The organism is Nocardiopsis alkaliphila YIM 80379 (genome assembly GCF_000341005.1).
GTDB classification, from domain to species: domain Bacteria; phylum Actinomycetota; class Actinomycetes; order Streptosporangiales; family Streptosporangiaceae; genus Nocardiopsis; species Nocardiopsis alkaliphila.
On the sequence record NZ_ANBD01000136.1, the window covers coordinates 23,181 to 40,884 of the forward strand.

The 17,704-nt window shown below is 67.6% G+C and carries 16 protein-coding genes and 1 pseudogene; 5 read left to right on the forward strand and 12 right to left on the reverse strand.

What is annotated here, in order from left to right; translation table 11 throughout:
- Positions 1–118: 118 nt before the first annotated feature.
- On the reverse strand, positions 119–2,176 hold the full coding sequence (locus tag D472_RS0119145; protein WP_017606082.1) for a SpoIIE family protein phosphatase: 2,058 nt from the start codon (positions 2,174–2,176) through the stop codon (positions 119–121).
- Between the two features lie 550 nt (positions 2,177–2,726).
- Here D472_RS0119145 and D472_RS29145 point away from each other — a divergent pair.
- Together D472_RS29145 and D472_RS0119155 are read left to right on the forward strand one after the other, a co-directional pair.
- Positions 2,727–2,999 carry a hypothetical protein gene (locus tag D472_RS29145; RefSeq protein WP_017606083.1) on the forward strand — a complete coding sequence of 91 codons (273 nt, stop codon included), beginning with the start codon at positions 2,727–2,729 and terminating at the stop codon, positions 2,997–2,999.
- A gap of 130 nt (positions 3,000–3,129) precedes the next feature.
- Positions 3,130–4,683 (forward strand): hypothetical protein, encoded by a 1,554-nt coding sequence (locus D472_RS0119155; RefSeq protein WP_017606084.1) that lies wholly within the window; start codon positions 3,130–3,132, stop codon positions 4,681–4,683.
- Between the two features lie 52 nt (positions 4,684–4,735).
- Here D472_RS0119155 and D472_RS0119160 read toward each other — a convergent pair whose 3' ends face one another.
- The 4 genes and pseudogenes from D472_RS0119160 to D472_RS0119175 all read right to left on the reverse strand — a co-directional run bounded on the left by D472_RS0119160 (position 4,736) and on the right by D472_RS0119175 (position 9,761).
- Positions 4,736–5,533, reverse strand: coding sequence for a tyrosine-protein phosphatase (locus D472_RS0119160; protein ID WP_026117868.1), 798 nt, complete (start codon positions 5,531–5,533; stop codon positions 4,736–4,738).
- A gap of 28 nt (positions 5,534–5,561) precedes the next feature.
- Positions 5,562–6,293 carry a nucleotidyltransferase family protein gene (locus D472_RS0119165; protein ID WP_017606086.1) on the reverse strand — a complete coding sequence of 244 codons (732 nt, stop codon included), beginning with the start codon at positions 6,291–6,293 and terminating at the stop codon, positions 5,562–5,564.
- Positions 6,294–6,434: 141 nt separating this feature from the next.
- Positions 6,435–8,931, reverse strand: a pseudogene (locus D472_RS26885) (AAA family ATPase).
- A 131-nt stretch (positions 8,932–9,062) separates the two neighbouring features.
- Positions 9,063–9,761, reverse strand: coding sequence for a ribonuclease HII (locus D472_RS0119175; RefSeq protein WP_026117869.1), 699 nt, complete (start codon positions 9,759–9,761; stop codon positions 9,063–9,065).
- A gap of 499 nt (positions 9,762–10,260) precedes the next feature.
- On the opposite strand from D472_RS0119175, the gene D472_RS0119185 reads away from it, so the two are divergent.
- Together D472_RS0119185 and D472_RS0119190 are read left to right on the forward strand one after the other, a co-directional pair.
- Positions 10,261–10,917 carry a hypothetical protein gene (locus tag D472_RS0119185; protein ID WP_017606089.1) on the forward strand — a complete coding sequence of 219 codons (657 nt, stop codon included), beginning with the start codon at positions 10,261–10,263 and terminating at the stop codon, positions 10,915–10,917.
- A gap of 149 nt (positions 10,918–11,066) precedes the next feature.
- On the forward strand, positions 11,067–11,255 hold the full coding sequence (locus tag D472_RS0119190; RefSeq protein ID WP_017606090.1) for a hypothetical protein: 189 nt from the start codon (positions 11,067–11,069) through the stop codon (positions 11,253–11,255).
- Between the two features lie 154 nt (positions 11,256–11,409).
- Here the strand turns inward: D472_RS0119190 and D472_RS0119195 are convergent, their stop codons facing one another.
- Positions 11,410–12,867 carry an SPFH domain-containing protein gene (locus D472_RS0119195; RefSeq protein ID WP_017606091.1) on the reverse strand — a complete coding sequence of 486 codons (1,458 nt, stop codon included), beginning with the start codon at positions 12,865–12,867 and terminating at the stop codon, positions 11,410–11,412.
- Positions 12,868–14,694: an SPFH domain-containing protein gene (locus D472_RS0119200; RefSeq protein ID WP_026117870.1), complete on the reverse strand. Its 1,827-nt coding sequence runs from the start codon at positions 14,692–14,694 to the stop codon at positions 12,868–12,870.
- A gap of 252 nt (positions 14,695–14,946) precedes the next feature.
- Here D472_RS0119200 and D472_RS28725 point away from each other — a divergent pair, with 252 nt between their 5' ends.
- Positions 14,947–15,132 carry a hypothetical protein gene (locus tag D472_RS28725; protein ID WP_017606093.1) on the forward strand — a complete coding sequence of 62 codons (186 nt, stop codon included), beginning with the start codon at positions 14,947–14,949 and terminating at the stop codon, positions 15,130–15,132.
- On the opposite strand, the gene D472_RS0119210 is transcribed toward D472_RS28725, so the two are convergent.
- The 5 genes from D472_RS0119210 to D472_RS0119230 form a co-directional block, all read right to left on the reverse strand.
- On the reverse strand, positions 15,129–15,557 hold the full coding sequence (locus tag D472_RS0119210) for a CBS domain-containing protein (protein WP_017606094.1): 429 nt from the start codon (positions 15,555–15,557) through the stop codon (positions 15,129–15,131). The two genes, D472_RS28725 and D472_RS0119210, sit on opposite strands and share 4 nt — an antisense overlap.
- A gap of 196 nt (positions 15,558–15,753) precedes the next feature.
- Positions 15,754–15,990, reverse strand: a complete 237-nt coding sequence (locus D472_RS28870) for a hypothetical protein (RefSeq protein ID WP_204366518.1) — start codon at positions 15,988–15,990, stop codon at positions 15,754–15,756.
- Positions 15,991–16,175: 185 nt separating this feature from the next.
- Positions 16,176–16,592: a prevent-host-death protein gene (locus D472_RS0119220; protein WP_017606096.1), complete on the reverse strand. Its 417-nt coding sequence runs from the start codon at positions 16,590–16,592 to the stop codon at positions 16,176–16,178.
- A 240-nt stretch (positions 16,593–16,832) separates the two neighbouring features.
- A complete protein-coding gene (locus D472_RS28875; RefSeq protein ID WP_204366518.1) occupies positions 16,833–17,069 on the reverse strand; it encodes a hypothetical protein in 237 nt (78 codons plus the stop codon).
- Positions 17,070–17,254: 185 nt separating this feature from the next.
- Positions 17,255–17,671: a prevent-host-death protein gene (locus D472_RS0119230; RefSeq protein WP_017606097.1), complete on the reverse strand. Its 417-nt coding sequence runs from the start codon at positions 17,669–17,671 to the stop codon at positions 17,255–17,257.
- Between the last annotated feature and the right edge of the window lie 33 nt (positions 17,672–17,704).

A 17,704-nucleotide genomic window follows, 5' to 3' on the forward strand; every position in this document is an offset into this window, starting at 1 on the left:
ACCAGCGGCCTGGGATCGTCCCCACTGGGCGGGGAAGCCGGGTTCACCCCCTGCTTCTGCTTCGCGGGGCGCGGCGGCTTCTTCACTGTAGGCAAGGCAATGGACTTGTTCGTACGGTCTACCGCTCCGACGCCGAATCGATCACCGGAAGCTGAACGGCGAGCAGAGTGACGTCATCGTCCTGCTCGTACCCTTCGAGCATGCTCTCAACAAGGTACTCCAGCATCTGTTGTGGATCGCCCACCACGTCGGGCAGGGCCTCAGACGCCTTCCGAACCAGTTCGTCGAGACCGGCGTCGACCGATCGTTTGCGGTTCTCAACCAGTCCATCGGAGTAGAGGGCGATCGTGTTACCGGGTTGTACGAAGAATTTGTGATGGCCTCGTGTGGAGCTGACTCCGAGTGGTGTGTCGGGCTCGGCCTCCAGCAGTGAGGGCCCGGCGTTCCCGGCGACCACCAACGGCGGAAGGTGCCCCGCGTTGCTGAGGTCGAGCTGTCCGGTGACCGGGTCCAGGACGAAGTAGACCAACGTTGTGACCTGGTCCATTCCCTCCGTGGCCGAAAACATGCGGTCGAGCCCGGTCAGGACGTCGGCCGGTTCCGGCATCGAATACGCAAGAGCACGCAACGCGTTGCGGATCCTGCTCATTCCGGCGGCAGCCGGAATGCCCTTACCCATGACGTCGCCGAGTACCCCGGCCACGCGTCCGTCGGGCAAGGGGAAGGCGTCGTACCAGTCGCCCCCCACCTGCACGTGCTGGGAGCCGGAGCGATAGTAGGCGGCCAGGCGCACACCGGGAACCTTCGGCAAGGCCTCCGGCAGGAGGCTGTGCTGGAGTTCCTCGGCGGTGCCATGTTCGCGTTCGTAGACGATGGCCCGGCCGATGGCCAGGGCGCACTGACCGGCGAGCGCCTCCAGGAAGACCCGCTCCTCGTCGGTGACCTCACGTGGGGCCTCGAAGGAGAAACGCAGGGCACCGATGGGGCGACCCGCCACCACCATCGGCAGTGCCACCCAGGCGCGTTCACGAGTGCGTTCCAAGAGTGCCTCGACCTCGGGTGCCTCCTCCAAGAGGACACGCAGTTCGGCCGGTCCGGCCGCCAGGTGGGGCAGGCGGTCGGCCACGGCCAGGGCCGCGATGTCCGGATAGTCGAGGGAGAATCCGCCTCGGGGCAGCCCCTGGCAACCGTCGGCGGAGAGCATCCGCAGGCGCAGGTGGTCTCGGTCGAACAGGACCAGCGAGGTATGGTCCGCGCCCACACCGGAACGGCCGATCTCGGACATGGCCTGGACGACCTCGTCGGCGGTGAGCGCCTCGGCCAGGTCGGAGGTGGCCTTTTGCAACCGAGCGGTGCGCATGGCCGCCTCACTGAGTTGCTGGTTGAGCCGCTGGCGTAGTTCGTCGGCCTCCCGCTCGTTGGTGATGTCGACCAGCGTGCCGACCCATTCGGCGGTCTGGGCGCCGTCCATGATGGGGTGCGCGCGGGCACGGTAATGGCCATAACCGCCCGCGCGGGTGCGCACACGGAACATGGAATCGAAGGGTGTGACGTCCAGGACCGCGTCGTCCCAGGCACGTTCGACGCGGACGCGGTCGTCGGGGTGGACGGCGTCGAGCCAGCCACGTCCCAGGTAGGAGTCCAGGTCCTGGCCGGTGAGGGTGCGCCATTGGGGACAGTCCTCGCGGACCTCGCCGCCGGGGCCGGCCGACCAGATGATCTGGTTACCGGCCTGGAGCAGGGCGTGCAGGCGCTGTTCGCCGCGACGGGCCGTGTCATCCTCGTGGTCGCGCGCACCGACGAGTGCGACGTGCTCGTCACCATTGGTGGGGTCGTGGACGAGGAACCAGGTCAGGTCCCAGGTGTGGCCTTGGGGGGTGCGGTGGCGGCCTCGGACGGGGATGCCGCTCTCCCGCACCGATTCCAAGAAGGAGGTCTGAGCACCGGCCCCGGCGGGATCACCGACCTCCTCCAGGATCTGGCTCGGGGTACGTCCCAGGCAGAGTTCGGGGGTACTTCCGTAAACGGCGGCCATCCGCGCGTTGATGGAGCCGAAGGTGTCGTCGGGACCCAGCAAGGCGAATCCGATGGGGGCGTCCGTGAGGAGGGATTTCACCGCGTCGGGCAGTTCCGCCACGTTGATCCGGGGAGGGGGAATGGACGTTTCGGCGCTCAACTACTCGACACCTCCGGAACCGTCGTGGATCCCCAGCGGGGGTTGTTTTCGGGACCAGGTGGCCCCCTTGCGCACCGTGCCCGCCGTCCGTTGTCGAGGGCGCTGGGTGCGCGGCGCCGATTCCGTTCGGGGACTCGGCGGCTCCCGGGAGTCACGCCCCATGACTCCTCTCGGCCACTGTCACGGCTCAAGCATAAGACACGGCCGCCCATGCGCAACGGCGACGACGTTGGGCGCTGGTTGCGCGCGGAGGGTAAATAGTAGGCCACGGGCCACCCACGGCACGGTCGCACGGTGACTTTACGTGCGTGTTTTCCCATATTTCCAGACCACAGATGACCCTGAAGAACCCTCCGAAATCATACTGTTATATGCCAAAAACACCCTTTTTAGCGCGCTGACCTGCGTGGATGATGTGAAACGAGTAAACGCTCTCCCCTTTAGTTTTTATCCGCAGCGTGCCGCGTGAGGGGTTGACAGTCGTCTCAGAACAAGTGAAATAGGTGGAGGTCACCGTCCAGACCATCTTCAGCTAGGGGTGTGAGCGAGAATGCTCCAGACCTTCCCGGTCCATGATCTCAGGCAGATCTCGGCAAGGCTTCATGACGAGTTCAGCGGGCTGTCCCATCGTTGCGTCGAACGCTGTGTCAGCGACACCTTGAACTGCGTCGAACACCTGGGCGTCCCGGTCACACCACACCTCGTCGAACGGGTCGCCCGCGAACACCTCGAAGCGATGGTGAATTCCGTCCCACCCTCCCGGAAGGTGGGGACACGACGTTCGGGCACCACACTGTTCACGGGCCACCGGACGACGCACTGAAGGTCCTGGGGGCACCTCCCGGGCCCGGGAGCGGGGGCCACCCTCGCGCCGGCCGGCATACGCTCAGAGCGTGCCCTCCGCTACACCCCCACCCACAGGACCCGACGTTCCCGCCGCCGCCTTCGAGGAGATGCTGCGCGCGGCCAGAGCACTGCTCGCCATGCGGCATCCGCTCGACGCCGAACTGTCCTTCAGTGAGCTCCTGGGGACCTGGTGGGGCGCGCGTCTGCCCGGCCTGGACGTTGGGCGACTCCTCGGCGAAGGCCTCATCACCCATGCCACCGCCTCCGGTAAACCGGCGGGGCTCGGCGTGCTGGCCGCGATCACCGCGCTGGGTACCTCGGCCCCCCAACGCGAACTCGCCGAGCAGGGGATGATCGCACTGCGCGAACGAGGGCTTCAGGCACCGGCTTGGGCCTCCCAGCTGGGCGTGGTCACACCGATCGCCGCCTACGTCCACGGTGACCGGTTCGGTGACACCGACGACGTGGTGTGCGTGTTCGGTCGCGACTCTCGGGTGCCCGAACACGCCTTGATCCTCGTCGTGGACCACAACGGCGGCGGCCTCCTGCGCGACGCCTGGGTGACCACCAAGGTGGAGAGGCTGCTTCGACAGTGCCATGAGCGCGTACGCACGGACGACTTCGCCCGGTTCGAGGAACTCGAACTCGGCCAGGCCCGTTCCCTGCTTCTTCGCGCCTTGGAACGAACCGAGAACGTGGTCACCGGCGAGGTGGACAACCCGGTGGGGATCTCCGCCGACGACCTGACCGGTGGTTCATTGGCGGCCCACTTCGCCCTGGCCTCCTCCCGGATCGAACGACTCCCCGAGGGACGGTCGCACCATCCCGTCTGGCGGCGCGACCGTCGCGCGGTGTTGGCCGCACGTTTCCTCGCCTCCGACCAGGCCGCCGAACTGTCGGACTCCTACGCGGCCAGCCGCTGTGTGGACCACATCATCACCCACGGCTGCGACGTCGACTCAGGGCGTCCACTGCGGGTCAGCCCGCGCAAGGTCGAGTCGTTCCTACTGCACTGGTTGCCCGGCCGGGTGGTACTGCTGCCCGAGGAACAGGAGGCGATGCCGCACGTGCTCGCCGCATGGGTGCGCTGGGCCGGTGCCCTGAGCGAACTGCCCGAGGTGGCGGTGGGCGCCACCCTGGACACCGTGTGGGACACCACCTCGACCTTCACCCGCGTCTACCGCGATCCCGCCCGGCCTTTGGGTCTGCGGCAGGAGGCGGTACGGCGGTTGCTGCCCGATGGTGACTTCGCCTCCTTGGCCCGCCGCATGTTCGCCTTCCCTCTGCTGGCCAGTGAGCTGCTCACCGACGCGCCCGACGAGTTCGACCCATCGACCTCCCAGGGGCGACGTGCGTTGTTGCGCCTGGACCACTACGGCGAGTACGAGGAGCCCCCGCACAACGGGCGTCACCACTCCAGCGGGCAGGACCATTGGTATCGGCCCGTTCAGGGGACCGACCCCGAACGCGAGAAGGAGCTGGACCGTCACGAACGCCTGGCCAAGCGGCTCTGGGAGGGACGCCCCGCCAACCTGTGGGCGGCGGCTCGTCGCCTGCTGGACCGAGGGATGGATCGCCCGGCCGTGTGGGCGCGATTGACCGAGGTGCTGTTCAGCGCCACCGACGAGAGCGACCTGCGGCGACGACTGGACGCCCTGTGATCGGAGCTCGACCCCCCTGTGGGGGCGGCCGTTCCTCGCCCTTCATCGGGTCTCAGACGAGCATCCGGGCCTTGAAGCTCTCGATCGTTCCTCCCGAGAGCCTGAGACCGTCCACCACGTAGTCGTCGAAGGACCCGTACTGCTCGTCCACGAGGTCGAACGCGCTCTCCAGGTACTCCGGCTTGACCCGGGTCATCGGCTGGACGTCTTCCCAGGGCAGACCACTGTGTTCGGACAGCAATCGCATCCAGTGGTCGGTGGCCGCCTGACGATCGTTACTGGCGAGGTAGTCCGCCGTCACGGTCTCGCGGTCCACGCCCAAAAGCGTGAGCAGTAGGGCCGCTCCCCATCCGGTACGGTCCTTGCCGGCGCTGCAGTGGAAGACCAGCGCCGTCGGCCCCTTGGCCGCACGCTCGACCAGGTCCCGATAGCCCTCCAGCGCCTCGGCGTCGATGACCAGCCCCCGGTACACGTCCAACATGTACCGCTCGGCCCCGCCCTTGGCGAACGCGGTACGGGCCTTGTCCGGATCGCCGAGCAGATCGATGAAGTTGGCGCCCGCGGAGTCGGTCCTTTGCACACCGATGGCCGCGTACTCGGCGCCGTCCGGAATCAGGTCGGGCAGACGATCGCGCTCGTGGTGGCTGCGCAGGTCGATGAGTTGGCGGATCCCGAACCCGTGGTATGTGGCCAACTCTTCTTCGGTGAGGGTGTGCAACGCGTCGGAACGGTAGAGGAAGCCGTCTCGTACGGTGCGGCCTTCCTTCGTGCGATGGCCGCCGAGGTCACGGAAGTTGGGGGCACTGGGGAGGAGGAAACCGTCATTCGTCACGACGGCGACAATACCCACCAGCCCAGTGCCCCGATGGCACGGGGTACTACTCCACGGCTCGCAGGGCCTCGATCTCCACGCCTGCCTCCTTGACGTCCTTGGCGGTGTCCACACCGCGCCAGAAGCCGTCGATGCGGTACGCGGTGAGTTCGCCGGCCTCGGCCAACTCGGGGAAGGTCGAGGATTCGTGGTCGCCCTTGACCGGCAACAGCGGAGTGATGCCCGGTTCGAACAGGTAGACGCCCGCGTTGATCCAGACCGGCAGCAACGGGCTCTGGGTGAAACCCTCGATTCGGTCCTGGTCGTCGACGTCGACGATGCCCCAGGTGGTGCGGAACCGTGCCAGGGCGAGGGTGGCCAGGCCGCCCATGGCCCGGTGCCTACGGGTCAGTTCGTCCAGCGGGAACCAGGTGAGGACGTCGCCGTTGAGGGCGAAGTAGGGGGCGTCGGCGTCGCGCAGACCGGTGGCCGCGTAGCGCAGGGCGCCACCACGGCCGAGCGGTTCGTCCTCCACCAGGAGGTTGATCTCGGGCCCTTCGGTACGGGATCGTAGGTGCTCGCGCAGGACCTCGGCCTTGTAACCACAGGAGACGACGACCTGCTCGACGCCGTGCGAGGTCAGCCACTCGAGCTGGTAATCGATGATGGGCCGTCCGGCCACCTCCACCATGGCCTTGGGGCGGGTGTCGGTGTAGGGCCGCAACCGGGTGGCCTGTCCGCCGGCGAGGATGAGGGCCTGCGTGACGGGGCTCTGGCTGGATGAGGGTGAGGCGGTCATGTACTGGACAGTAGCACCGGCGGGTCAGGGCCTCATCGCGGCCACGGGGGGCGAGCGGTGGCAGGAGGAAGGGCACACGAGGCCGGTTCGCCCTTCGGCGCACGGACACGCTCCCGAGCCAAGGACCGGAACGAACACGGCTCAGGCCTGTTGGGTGGCGTCGGAGTAGGCCTTGCGTACGTCGTCGCTGGTGATCACGGTGAGTTCGGCGGCGGTGGCCGCGTCCCCTAGTTCCTGGGACACCCGCAGGTCACGATGGGAACAGGCACGCTCGTACAGGGAACGAGCGAAGCGCCCGTTGCCCAGTTCGTCGATCCACCCGGTCTCGCATACGTGCGTGAAGATGCTGTGCAGGTCTTGGCGGGCGGCGTCCTCGAAGGTGTCACCGGTGCGGGCGGCCACCGTATCGGCGATCTCGGCCAACTCCTCGGGGGCGTAGGAGGGGAAACGCACCCGAACGTTGAACCGGGAGGCCAGGCCGGCGTTGGAGGCCAGGAAGCGGTCCATCTCGGTGGTGTAGCCGGCCAGCACCACCACGAGCCGGTCGCGGTCGTCCTCGGCCCGTTTGAGCAGGGTCTGAATCGCCTCGGCGCCGAAGGCGTCACCACCGCTGTATCCGGGGTTGACCAAGGAGTAGGCCTCGTCGATGAACAGCACTCCGCCCAGGGCCCGATCGATGAGCCGGTCGGTCTTGACCGCGGTGGCTCCCAGGTGCTCCCCCACCAGGTCGGCACGCTGGGCCTCCACGACCTCGGCACGGCCGAGCATGCCCAGAGCGGCGAAGACCCGACCCAGAACCCGCGCCACCGTGGTCTTTCCGGTCCCGGGTGGGCCGGTGAAGACCAGATGGCGTAGCGGCGGCTGGTGCGGCAGTCCCTGTTCCTCGCGTAGACGGGCCACCCGCAGCTGGGCCACCAGGGAACGTACCTGTTCCTTGACCGGTTCCAGACCGATCATGCCGTCGAGTTCGGCCAGCGCCTCCTCCAACCCCGGGGCCTCACCGAAACCGGGCAGACGCGAGGTGAGCTCGGTGTAGGCGGTCTCGACGTCGGCGGCGCGCACGGTGACCAGGTCGTCGGCGCTGGGCCGGGTACCGGATACGCCGCCCTCGTCCTCCACGGAACCCTTCTTCGAGGTGGCCTGCTCGGTCCCCAGGCCCTCGGACGGGAGGACCCCGGAGGTGACCACGCGTACGTCGCGGGCCTGGCAGCTCTTCTCCACCATGGAGCGGGCGAATCGACCGTTGCCGAGCTCGTCCACGGCCTGGCGTTGGACCGTCTGGTCGTAACGCCGCCGCAGGGTGCGCGCGGCGTCGGGGTCCAGGCGGTCACCGCGCCGCTCGATGAGGGTCCTCGAAATGCGGAACAGTTCGTCGGCGGTGTAGCTGGGGAAGGTGATGCGCGTGGCGAAACGTGAGGCCAGGCCAGGGTTGGAAGCCAGGAAGGCGTCCATCTCCTTGTCGTAGCCGGCCAGAACGACGACCAGTCGGTCTCGATCGTCCTCGGCCCGCTTGAGCAGGGTCTGGACGGCCTCGTTGCCGAACCGGTCGGTCTGGCCATCACCCTCGTTGACCAAGGAGTAGGCCTCGTCGATGAACAGCACTCCGCCCAAAGCATCGTCGATGAGTTCGTTGGTCTTGATGGCGGTGGCGCCCAGGTACTCCCCCACCAGGTCGGCGCGCTGGGCCTCCACCACACGGGAGGTGGGCAGCAGTCCGAAGGAGTGGAAGATCGTGGCCAAGGTGCGGGCGACGCTGGTCTTACCGGTGCCGGGCGGCCCGGAGAAGACCAGGTGGCGCAGGGGACGTTCGACGGACAAGCCGGCATCGGCCCGTAGGCGGGGGGGCNGCCAACCCTCGTACCTGCTGTTTGACCGGGTCGAGGCCGATCATCTCCTCGAGCTCGGTCAAGGCCTGGTCGACGGGGACGGGTTCGGCGCCCTCCTCCTTCCCCGGGGCCGCGCGTTCGGGATCGCCGGCGGCCCGCCCCCGCGGCGCGGGAGCCTTCGCCGCCGACCTTCCGGATTCGGCGGGCAGGGGTCCGACGGTGCCCTCGCTGCGTTTACGTTCGTTCTCCCGGCTGTCCTTGATGACCTGGTTGGCCGCGAGTAGCCGCCAGAGCAGACAGCCCCCCGCTGCGACGTAGAGGGCGGCGATGCCGGCGCCGGCGGGAAAGGGGTCGATGACCATGCCGAGCAACGCCACCGAGAAGCCGAAGATCAGACCGGCGGTGAGGGAGAGCAGGCTGGTGTGCCAGGCGGGGAACTCCCGTACCCGCCCGGCGGCGAGGGTCACCAACAGGGGCACGGGCAGAACGAGTAGGGCGATGGGTCTGCCCAGCAAGGGGATCTGGAACAGCGGCACGGCGATGACCAGCCACAGCACACCGACCAGGACGGTGAGGAAGGCATCGATCGAACGCATGAGCGCGGTGAAGACGATGAGCACCAGCACGGTCCCGACCAGGGCCGCGATCACCGACAGGTTCAGCACGAACGCGGCGACGGCGACCACCGTGATCAAGACCAACGCACCCACGAGACGACGCCCCAAGGGGACACGATGGTAGGAAGCGCGCAGGCGGTCCAGCCCCGAGGGGGACACCTCCCGTGCCGCAGCGGGGCTCGTCTCGCGCGTCATCCATGCCCCTTCCTGCGTGGGGGTCGCGTGGGCGGCCCGAATGGGCCGAAGGTTCGGGCAAGGAACAGCCTTGCCCCAACCAGGGTCGGATGTCCAGTGCGGGGCGGCGTGTCGTCGGCCCACCCCGAGTGTCAGAACAGGGGGAGTCGACCGTCGGGAGCCGGTCGAGTGACGCGCAGGTGCCGCCAGCGGGGCAGGGCGTCCAGGTAGGACCAGCTCAGCCGGTGGTGGGGTGTGGGGCCGCTCTCGGCGAGGGTCGTCCGATGGACGGGCGAAGGGTAGCCGACGCCCTTCTCGAACCCATAGCCGGGATATTCCTCAGCGACCTCGGCCATGAACGCGTCGCGTCTGACCTTGGCCAGGATGGCTGCCGCGGCCACGCTGACACAGGTCAGATCGCCCTTGACCTGGGTGCGCACACGCCAGGGGGCACCGATGAAGTCGTGGTGGCCGTCGAGGACGACGGCGTCGGGCCGGGGTTCCAAGGCTTGAAGGGCACGTCGGGCCGCCCGGCGCAGGGCCTCGGTCATGCCGACCTCGTCGATCTCGGCGGGTTCGGACCAGCCGAAGGCGTGGCCGGCGACCCAGGGTTCGATCCGCGCCGCGAGTTCGCGACGGCGTCCGGGGGTGAGGCGTTTGGAGTCGGTGAGCCCCGCCGGCGGTTCGCCCTCACCGGGTACGGCGGCACAGACCAGGAGTGGCCCCGCCCAGGCACCACGGCCCACCTCGTCCATTCCGGCCACCACACGGGCGCCGGTGGCGCGCAACTCGTTCTCCACCTCGAAGGTGGGGGCCGGCGGGGGGTCGGTCTTTCGGGAAGTCGTCGACACGTGTTCCACCCTAACCGGGGCCCACCCCTTCCTGAGGTCCTCGCCCCCGCCGTCCCCACACTCATGGCGCCGTCGATCTCCTTCGCAGTGGGGCTGGTCACATGGCCGACCGGACCGTTCCTCGCGCTCGCGGCGGCCACCACCACCCTCATCGGCGGTGCCCGACACCCGCCACGATTCGTCCCCTAGGGAGCAACGGTGCTGGTCACAGCGGCCTGGGTATTCATGATCGTGGCCGGTGGACGGCGAGCCCGGGACCACCCGCCCCTTGGCGACGACGCTCCCGCCCACCCTTGAGGAGCAAGGCGGACCGTCTTCGGTACGAGGGGAAAAGTCCGCATTGTTTCTCGCCGATGCTCCGAACATGCGCCGACACTGCTCTATCCTGTGGGGCAGGCCGCGCTACGACGGCCGTATCGACTGTGACGCGGCCCGTTCTGTGCCCCTGCGCCATGACGGCGGCCGCGTCGCCATGACCCGGATTCGGTGGGGGTACGCCATGTCCGCCTCGGCTTCCGGCCCGCAACCTGACAGGTCCGTGGCCAAGCTGATCGAGATCGCGGAGAAGCCGACGCTGGGACGGCGTCTGATCAACTGGGCCTCACGTCCACCCGGCCGGCTCTACATCCCGGCCTGCGCGATCATCGGTCTCGTCCTCCTCTTCGAGGACAGCGTGCCCGGCGGGCACCTGCCCACGTTCATCATCGGCCTCGGCGGTGGTCTGCTGTTGGCCGGCATGGGCGCGCTGCGCCTGGGGATCGCACTCGCCGTGGCCCGCCCCATGATCCGCCACTACTGGCTGCGCTGGTTGGGCGCCCCGCTCATCGCGATCGTGGCCCTGGGCCTGGCCGTGGCGGACGTCCCCTTGCAATCCCGGATCGCGGCCTCCTCGGACCGGCTCCTGGAAGTACCCGAAGAGACCGGTACCGCCACCGCGGTTCCCCTCAACGGTGAGCGGGTCGGCCTGTACCGCCTGCGCAGTGTCTCCGAGAACGAGGACGTCACTCATTACGCGGTGGAGGGCGCGGGCCTGTTCAAGCCCGCCGGACTGGCCCACAGCACCGAGGAGATCCCCGTCGGGGTGTTCGTCCCCGGTCAGGGATCGCGAATCTACGAACACGTCTCCGGTGACTGGTACGTCTGGGTCGACCACTGAGACGAGCCTTGGACGCTCGGACTCTTACCCGGATCCTTACCGAACGTTGTTCGCGTCCAACCGAACTCTCACCCGGCACCGGTAGGAATGGTGGAGCGGGAGCAGCCCCCTTCGGACCCCTCCCGCTCCATCCAGCAGAGGAGATGTCCATGCGCGAGTTCGCCCTCACCCTGCACCTTCGCCTCCACGACTCCCTCACCGCGCTGCGACGTGCCCACGCCATCGGCGACGACGACCTGGCCACCGCCCAGGCCGGTGAGGTCGAGGACCTGGTCGAGATCGCCGCCCGGCACGGAATCGACATCGCCGGATACGCGGCCCTGTCTCCCACGGGCTGAGTGAAGGGCCGAAGGCATCGGTCCGTTCTGGCGCACGAGAGGGGGCACCGGGGGCGGGTCGGCACGAAGAGGGCCACGGAGAACAACGAGGGTCCCACGGCCGTTCGGTCGTGGGACCCCCTTCACGGAGCGCCGGCTCCTTCGAGGTGCCGGCTCAGCGGCGACGACGCCCCTGGTCGCCGTACCCCTCACCACGTTCGAATTGCTGACGCATCGCGGTGTCCTGCTGCTGCCGGTACTCCTCGGCCATCTGCTGCTGGCGTGCGGCCGCGGCCGCCACCGTGCCCTGCGCGGACTCCAGCGCGTCCTGGGCGCCCGTGGCCGAGAACGACGATCGCGACGACCCACCATTCATGACCTGGGGCAGCAACTGGGCGGTGAGCAGCGTGGACAACGCCGAGGAATCACCCGAACCGGCCTCGGTCTGGACCACGACCGGGCGCGGGGCCTGCTCGGCCAGAACCGCACCCACGTCCAGACGACGACGAGCCAGCTCGTACTCCAGCACCGCCCGGTTGTCCCGATAGGCGGTGGCCAACCGTTCCTGGGCCTTGGCCTCGTTCTCCGCCGCCACCAGGTCGGCGCGACCACGCGTCTCGATCTCGTATCGCACCCGCTGGGCCTCGGTCTCCTGCTCCTCCAACATCTGCGCCACGTCCTTGCGCGCCTTGTTGAGGGAGGCGTTGACCTCGACGATCTTGGCGTCGCGGGTCTTCTTGGAGCGCTCGATGTCCATGAGCAGGGTGTCGATGCGACGCTTACGGGTCAGCTCCCACTCCTGTTCATAGGCGACCAGTTCCTTGGCGACCCGCTCCCGAGTGGCCAAATGCTGCTGGTATTGGCTGGGCAGCTGCACGTCGGGGATGTTGCAGCCGGTGATGACCACACCGTACTTGCGCAGCTGCTCGTTGAGCAGACGCCGCATGTCCTCGACGTTGGAGCCACGCAGGTCGTAGGCGGACTCGGTGTTCACCATGCGGCTGCGCTGGCGGATGGCGTCCTGAACCGCGCTGGACAACACCAGGTCGAAGTTGCTCGCCCCGATCCGGGTGACGAACGAGTACGGCTCGTCGATGCGGAACTTCAAGAAGAACTCGATCGACTTCAGCGGCACGTTCTCCCGCGTGGGACAGGCCAGGACCGGCGCGGTGTAGGGGATCTCCGTACGGGTGTCCACCACGAAGTCCACCCGCGACCACGGGTGCCACAGGTAGTGGCGGCCCGGACCGATGTTCTTCTGGTAGGCCCCGTACTTGGTGAGGATGCCGGTGGTGCCCTCCTCGATCTCGATGATCGAGCCACGCCACCACCACAGGACCGCCGCGACGATGCTGAGCACACCGACGAGCAGGGTGGGCACGGCCAGCGCACCGTACAGGGTCCCGTCGACGCCGCCACCCACCGCGTGGATGGTCATCACCAGCGCCGCCAAAACCGCGAACAGGCCGAACCAGACCAGGACCATCCAGCGCAGACCTCGGTTGTCCCGCGGGATGACGACGGGGACGATGGCGCCCTGGTCACCACCGCGTAGCAGACCGGCCAGGTCGCCCCACGAGGCGAGGGATTCCTTGATGTTGGAACCGCCACCGGGGTTGAAGGACTCACTCATCTACTGACCTCCCGGGTTCTGACCGCCCTGCGACCACGGGGGCAACGGCGGGTCCTGCTGGTCTCGCGGCGGCTGGGACTGCTGATAGGGGGCACCGGTGGGCGGCGGGGCGTCGAACGGCGTCCGTGAGGCTTGCGGATCGCGCGGCTCGGTGCCCTGCGGTCCACCCTCCTCGTGGGCGGCCTCGGACAGGCGCTCATCGATGGCGTCATCGCTCACGGACTGGCGGATTTCCTCGACCAGGTCCTCGCCCGGGTCCTCCGCCTCGGAGTGGCGAGGGCCCTCGGACTCGTCCTCGACGATCTCGTTGATCTCCTGCTGCCGCTGGGAGATACGTTCACGGATCTCGGCGAGGCGCTCACGGATCGCCGCCATGTCCTCATCGGAGAACAGGGCCGCGTCGGTCTGGCCGATGATCTCCTGGGCGATGCGCAGGTAGTCGACGCTGGCGGCGTCACCGGAACCGATGCGCAACACCTGCGGCAGGCTGTCCGCGACCGCCTCCAGCTTGTCCAGGAGGTTCTCCCGGAAGCGGTAGTTGAGGATCTCCGGCGCCTCGGCGGCCGAGACGGCTCGGATGTCCAGGGCTTGGGCCTGCAAGAGAGCGGCGTTGGCGTTGGCCTCGGACTCGGCCTCCACGAAGCGCTGACGGGCCAGGGACCGGGCCCGGTTGGTCTCACGCTCCAGAGCGGTGTCCATCTGCGCCTGGTACTGGGCGATGTCGGCCTGGATCGCCGACAGCGTCTCGTTGAGGGTGGCGAGTTCCTTGTTCAGGTCGCCTTCGTTCTGCTCCTTGCGCAGTTGCAGTTCGTACTCGAAGGTGTAGGCGTCCTTGGCCACCCGCACCATCTCCGGCGCCGCCAGGTCCATCCGGTACTCCTGGTTGGAGGGCTCGGCGTGGGTGATGTTGGCGCTGGTGAGGACGACGATGCCGCTGAACTGCCGGTTCAGGGAGTCCAGAAGGGCCTGGGTGCTCTCGCCGACCATGTCGTAGATGGCCGAGGCCTCCTGCTCATAGATCAGGCTTCGGGTGGTCTCGGAGATGGCGTTGTTGAGCTTCTCCTGGAACCCGGGCACGCCACCGAGGGTGTAGACGAAGTCCACGGCGTTCTCGATCTTGAACTGCACGAACAGGTCGATGGAGGCCTGGACCCCACTCTTGGTGGGGGCGGAGCGGATGGGTGCGTTGAAAGGGTATTCGCGCGTGGTGTTGACGATGTAGGAGACGCGCTTCCAGGGGTTGAACAGGGTGACCCGGCCCGGCTGGAAGAGGTTCTCCATCTTCCCGAAACGGGTGACGATGGCCTGGCAGCCCTCCGGAACCATCACCATGCCCTGACGCCACCACATGAAGGCCGTGACGGCGATGGTGACGATCCAGTAATGGAAGCCGAAGAAGGGATGCAACAGCGGGTTGGAACCGAACATGACCGCTGAGGGGACCACGAAGGCGATCGTACCGATCACACCCAGGACCACCAGGACGATGGCCGGGAGCATGGTGACGAAGGTACGCCCCCGGGGGATCACCATGGGGCAGATGACGTGGACGGGACCGCTCCGGCCACGCTCGTGGTAACTGCGGTTGAGCGCCTCCCCGGCTCCGTTGAGCGAGGTGGTCTTCTGTTCGATGCGGGTGTCGACGGAGGAACCCTGTTCACGGGCGGCGACGAAATCACGAGGGTCGAGGCCGTCTCCCGAGTCTTGCCCGGAACCTCGACCCCCCTGTCCCATCGCTTCTTGGGCCGCGTCGGCGACGGCTTGGCGCGGGTCGGCCCCCTGGGCCATCGCACCGGCCGCCCCGCGCACCGTCTGCGCGAACGACATAGGCAAGAACTCCATTCTGGAACTTCGGGAACTAACACCTTCGACGCGACGTACGCCGCCTGGGTTCCAGTTAAGAGCGGATCTCGCGCGCAGAGAAGGGGTAGCGGACAGAACACAAGGGTGCCACGCCCCCCAACCGAAACACAGACCCGTGTCCAGAGCGTGATGCGTCCTTCGCCTGGTCATGGCGGGCGGCCACCACCTGGCCCTCCGAGGCGGAGGCCGGAAGCGGATCGAGCGAGGAGAAACCCGATGCCCGTGGTTCCCGATACCGCCTCGACCACGGCCGTGGCCCTTACGGGGGTGTACGTGGGCGCCTTCGATCCGGCCCACCCGCCGGCCGAGAAGATCGGTTCCCGGCCGGCGGTGTCGGGCATGACCGTGGCGACGGCCACCGTCGCGGTGGCCTCGGGCGACTGCTTCGGGGGCCGGGGCTAGGTTCCGTGGATGTAGGCCTCCAGGCGGGCCCGGTCGTCCTCCAGACCACGGAGCCGGCTCTTGACCAGGTCGCCGATGCTGACGATCCCCACCACACGGCCCTTCGAGGTGACCGGAACGTGGCGGAAACGGTGACGGGTCATGTGTTCGCTGATCTCTTCGACGGTGTCCTCCGGAACGCAGGTGACCACGTCGGAGGTCATGATGTCCGATACCGGGGCGGCGAGGAGGTCGGGGCCCCGTCGCCGCAGATGGCGAACGACGTCACGTTCGGAGACGATGCCGATGAGGGTTTCCTGTCGGGCGACGACGACGGCGCCGATGTCGTGGCGGGCGAGTTCGGTGAGCAAGGACGCGACGGTCGCGTCGGGGGCGACGCTCACCACCTGAGAACCCTTGGTCCGCAGGATCGCGGATATCAGCATGGGGGTACCACCTTCCGCTGACGTGCGTGCCGAAGGGTTACCCCGGGTTCGCGCACGGCAACCACAGGTATGGACCACGCGGCCGCGACCGGGGAACGCGAAGGGGGAGACGGTCGAACCACCTCCCCCTCACGCGTGATGGATGCCGGCGCGGTGCACTTGTTCGGAAGGTGCGGTATTGCGTGAGCCGCCCGTCTCAGTCGTCTCCGATCCAGTGCCGTTGGAGCCTGTCGATCGCCTCTTCCTTGCTCATCCCCACGATCTCGGTCTCATCGAGACCGAGCTTGGAGATCAACAGGTAGACGAGATCAGCGGGCAGGGCCTCCGAGGGAGGTGTGGGTGCTCCCCGGTCAGGCAGAACTCCATCCCGGGCACATGCCCAGAACGTGGCTTCATCGACGTCGAGCTGGTCCCGGAGGACATGCGTCCACATCCCCCTGCCATAGTCGGTCCGATCCACAGGCCAGGACACCCGCGTCCTCAGGATCCGACCATCCGGCAAATCCAGTTCGTAGGTCAGGTGATGGGTGCCTGTGCCTCCGCGGGCGTTTCGTACCCGATGCCACCCTTCCGTCCTACAGAAGCGGTCGTGATGCTCGCGTGTGGGCCGCGGCCAGGTCACCGCGCCTTCCCCACCAGCCAGTCGCGCAGCTGCTCATCGTCGCTGAGACTGATCAACTGGACCAGACCCCAGTTCTCGCGATGGTTGGGCGCGTCCAACAAGTGGTCTTGCCAGTCCTGCGCGTACTCTCGCAAGGCGTCGACCATTTCGGTGAGGGCCTCCTCGAAGGAGGCTCCGTCCGCGGCGACAGGTAGTCCTGGAATGAAGACGGACCAGCCTTCGGCCTCAGGAACCACCTGCGCACGCGACGGAGTGACTGTCGCGAGGTAGTGGCGCAGCCTCTCAACGTCCACAACGGCGGGTCTGGGCGATTCACGACGCACCGTGGCGACCCGGCCCCTCTCCGCAGCGTCCAGGAGTGCCTTGAAGTGCGCGCGGGCTTCGGTGTAGCTGTCGTAGTGCACGGCCGTCATGGCGGTACCTCCATCGGGGCGTGCTCTCAGCCTGCCACCGGCAGGCACGTACGTCAAGTACGCGACGTACCTACTCAAGGGTCACCCCGGGTTCGCGCATGGCAACCACGGGTATGGACCACGCGGCCGCGACCGGGGAACGCGAAGGGGGAGACGGTCGAACCACCTCCCCCTCACGCGTGATGGATGCCGGCGCGGTGCACTTGTTCGGAAGGTGCGGTATTGCGTGAGCCGCCCGTCTCAGTCGTCTCCGATCCAGTGCCGTTGGAGCCTGTCGATCGCCTCTTCCTTGCTCATCCCCACGATCTCGGTCTCATCGAGACCGAGCTTGGAGATCAACAGGTAGACGAGATCAGCGGGCAGGGCCTCCGAGGGAGGTGTGGGTGCTCCCCGGTCAGGCAGAACTCCATCCCGGGCACATGCCCAGAACGTGGCTTCATCGACGTCGAGCTGGTCCCGGAGGACATGCGTCCACATCCCCCTGCCATAGTCGGTCCGATCCACAGGCCAGGACACCCGCGTCCTCAGGATCCGACCATCCGGCAAATCCAGTTCGTAGGTCAGGTGATGGGTGCCTGTGCCTCCGCGGGCGTTTCGTACCCGATGCCACCCTTCCGTCCTACAGAAGCGGTCGTGATGCTCGCGTGTGGGCCGCGGCCAGGTCACCGCGCCTTCCCCACCAGCCAGTCGCGCAGCTGCTCATCGTCGCTGAGACTGATCAACTGGACCAGACCCCAGTTCTCGCGATGGTTGGGCGCGTCCAACAAGTGGTCTTGCCAGTCCTGCGCGTACTCTCGCAAGGCGTCGACCATTTCGGTGAGGGCCTCCTCGAAGGAGGCTCCGTCCGCGGCGACAGGTAGTCCTGGAATGAAGACGGACCAGCCTTCGGCCTCAGGAACCACCTGCGCACGCGACGGAGTGACTGTCGCGAGGTAGTGGCGCAGCCTCTCAACGTCCACAACGGCGGTTCTGGCCGATTCACGACGCACCGTGGCGACCCGGCCCCTCTCCGCAGCGTCCAGGAGTGCCTTGAAGTGCGCGCGGGCTTCGGTGTAGCTGTCGTAGTGCACGGCCGTCATGGCGGTACCTCCATCGGGGCGTGCTCTCAGCCT

What these genes read in the sequence shown, in the direction of transcription:
- D472_RS29145 (WP_017606083.1), top strand. Translation starts at nt 2,727, where the DNA reads ATGCTCCAGACCTTCCCGGTCCATGATCTCAGGCAGATCTCGGCAAGG.
- D472_RS0119155 (WP_017606084.1), top strand. Translation starts at nt 3,130, where the DNA reads ATGCTGCGCGCGGCCAGAGCACTGCTCGCCATGCGGCATCCGCTCGAC.
- D472_RS0119165 (WP_017606086.1), bottom strand. Translation starts at nt 6,293, where the DNA reads ATGACCGCCTCACCCTCATCCAGCCAGAGCCCCGTCACGCAGGCCCTC.
- D472_RS0119185 (WP_017606089.1), top strand. Translation starts at nt 10,261, where the DNA reads ATGTCCGCCTCGGCTTCCGGCCCGCAACCTGACAGGTCCGTGGCCAAG.
- D472_RS0119190 (WP_017606090.1), top strand. Translation starts at nt 11,067, where the DNA reads ATGCGCGAGTTCGCCCTCACCCTGCACCTTCGCCTCCACGACTCCCTC.
- D472_RS0119195 (WP_017606091.1), bottom strand. Translation starts at nt 12,867, where the DNA reads ATGAGTGAGTCCTTCAACCCCGGTGGCGGTTCCAACATCAAGGAATCC.
- D472_RS0119200 (WP_026117870.1), bottom strand. Translation starts at nt 14,694, where the DNA reads ATGTCGTTCGCGCAGACGGTGCGCGGGGCGGCCGGTGCGATGGCCCAG.
- D472_RS28725 (WP_017606093.1), top strand. Translation starts at nt 14,947, where the DNA reads ATGCCCGTGGTTCCCGATACCGCCTCGACCACGGCCGTGGCCCTTACG.
- D472_RS0119210 (WP_017606094.1), bottom strand. Translation starts at nt 15,557, where the DNA reads ATGCTGATATCCGCGATCCTGCGGACCAAGGGTTCTCAGGTGGTGAGC.
- D472_RS28870 (WP_204366518.1), bottom strand. Translation starts at nt 15,990, where the DNA reads ATGTGGACGCATGTCCTCCGGGACCAGCTCGACGTCGATGAAGCCACG.
- D472_RS0119220 (WP_017606096.1), bottom strand. Translation starts at nt 16,592, where the DNA reads ATGACGGCCGTGCACTACGACAGCTACACCGAAGCCCGCGCGCACTTC.
- D472_RS28875 (WP_204366518.1), bottom strand. Translation starts at nt 17,069, where the DNA reads ATGTGGACGCATGTCCTCCGGGACCAGCTCGACGTCGATGAAGCCACG.
- D472_RS0119230 (WP_017606097.1), bottom strand. Translation starts at nt 17,671, where the DNA reads ATGACGGCCGTGCACTACGACAGCTACACCGAAGCCCGCGCGCACTTC.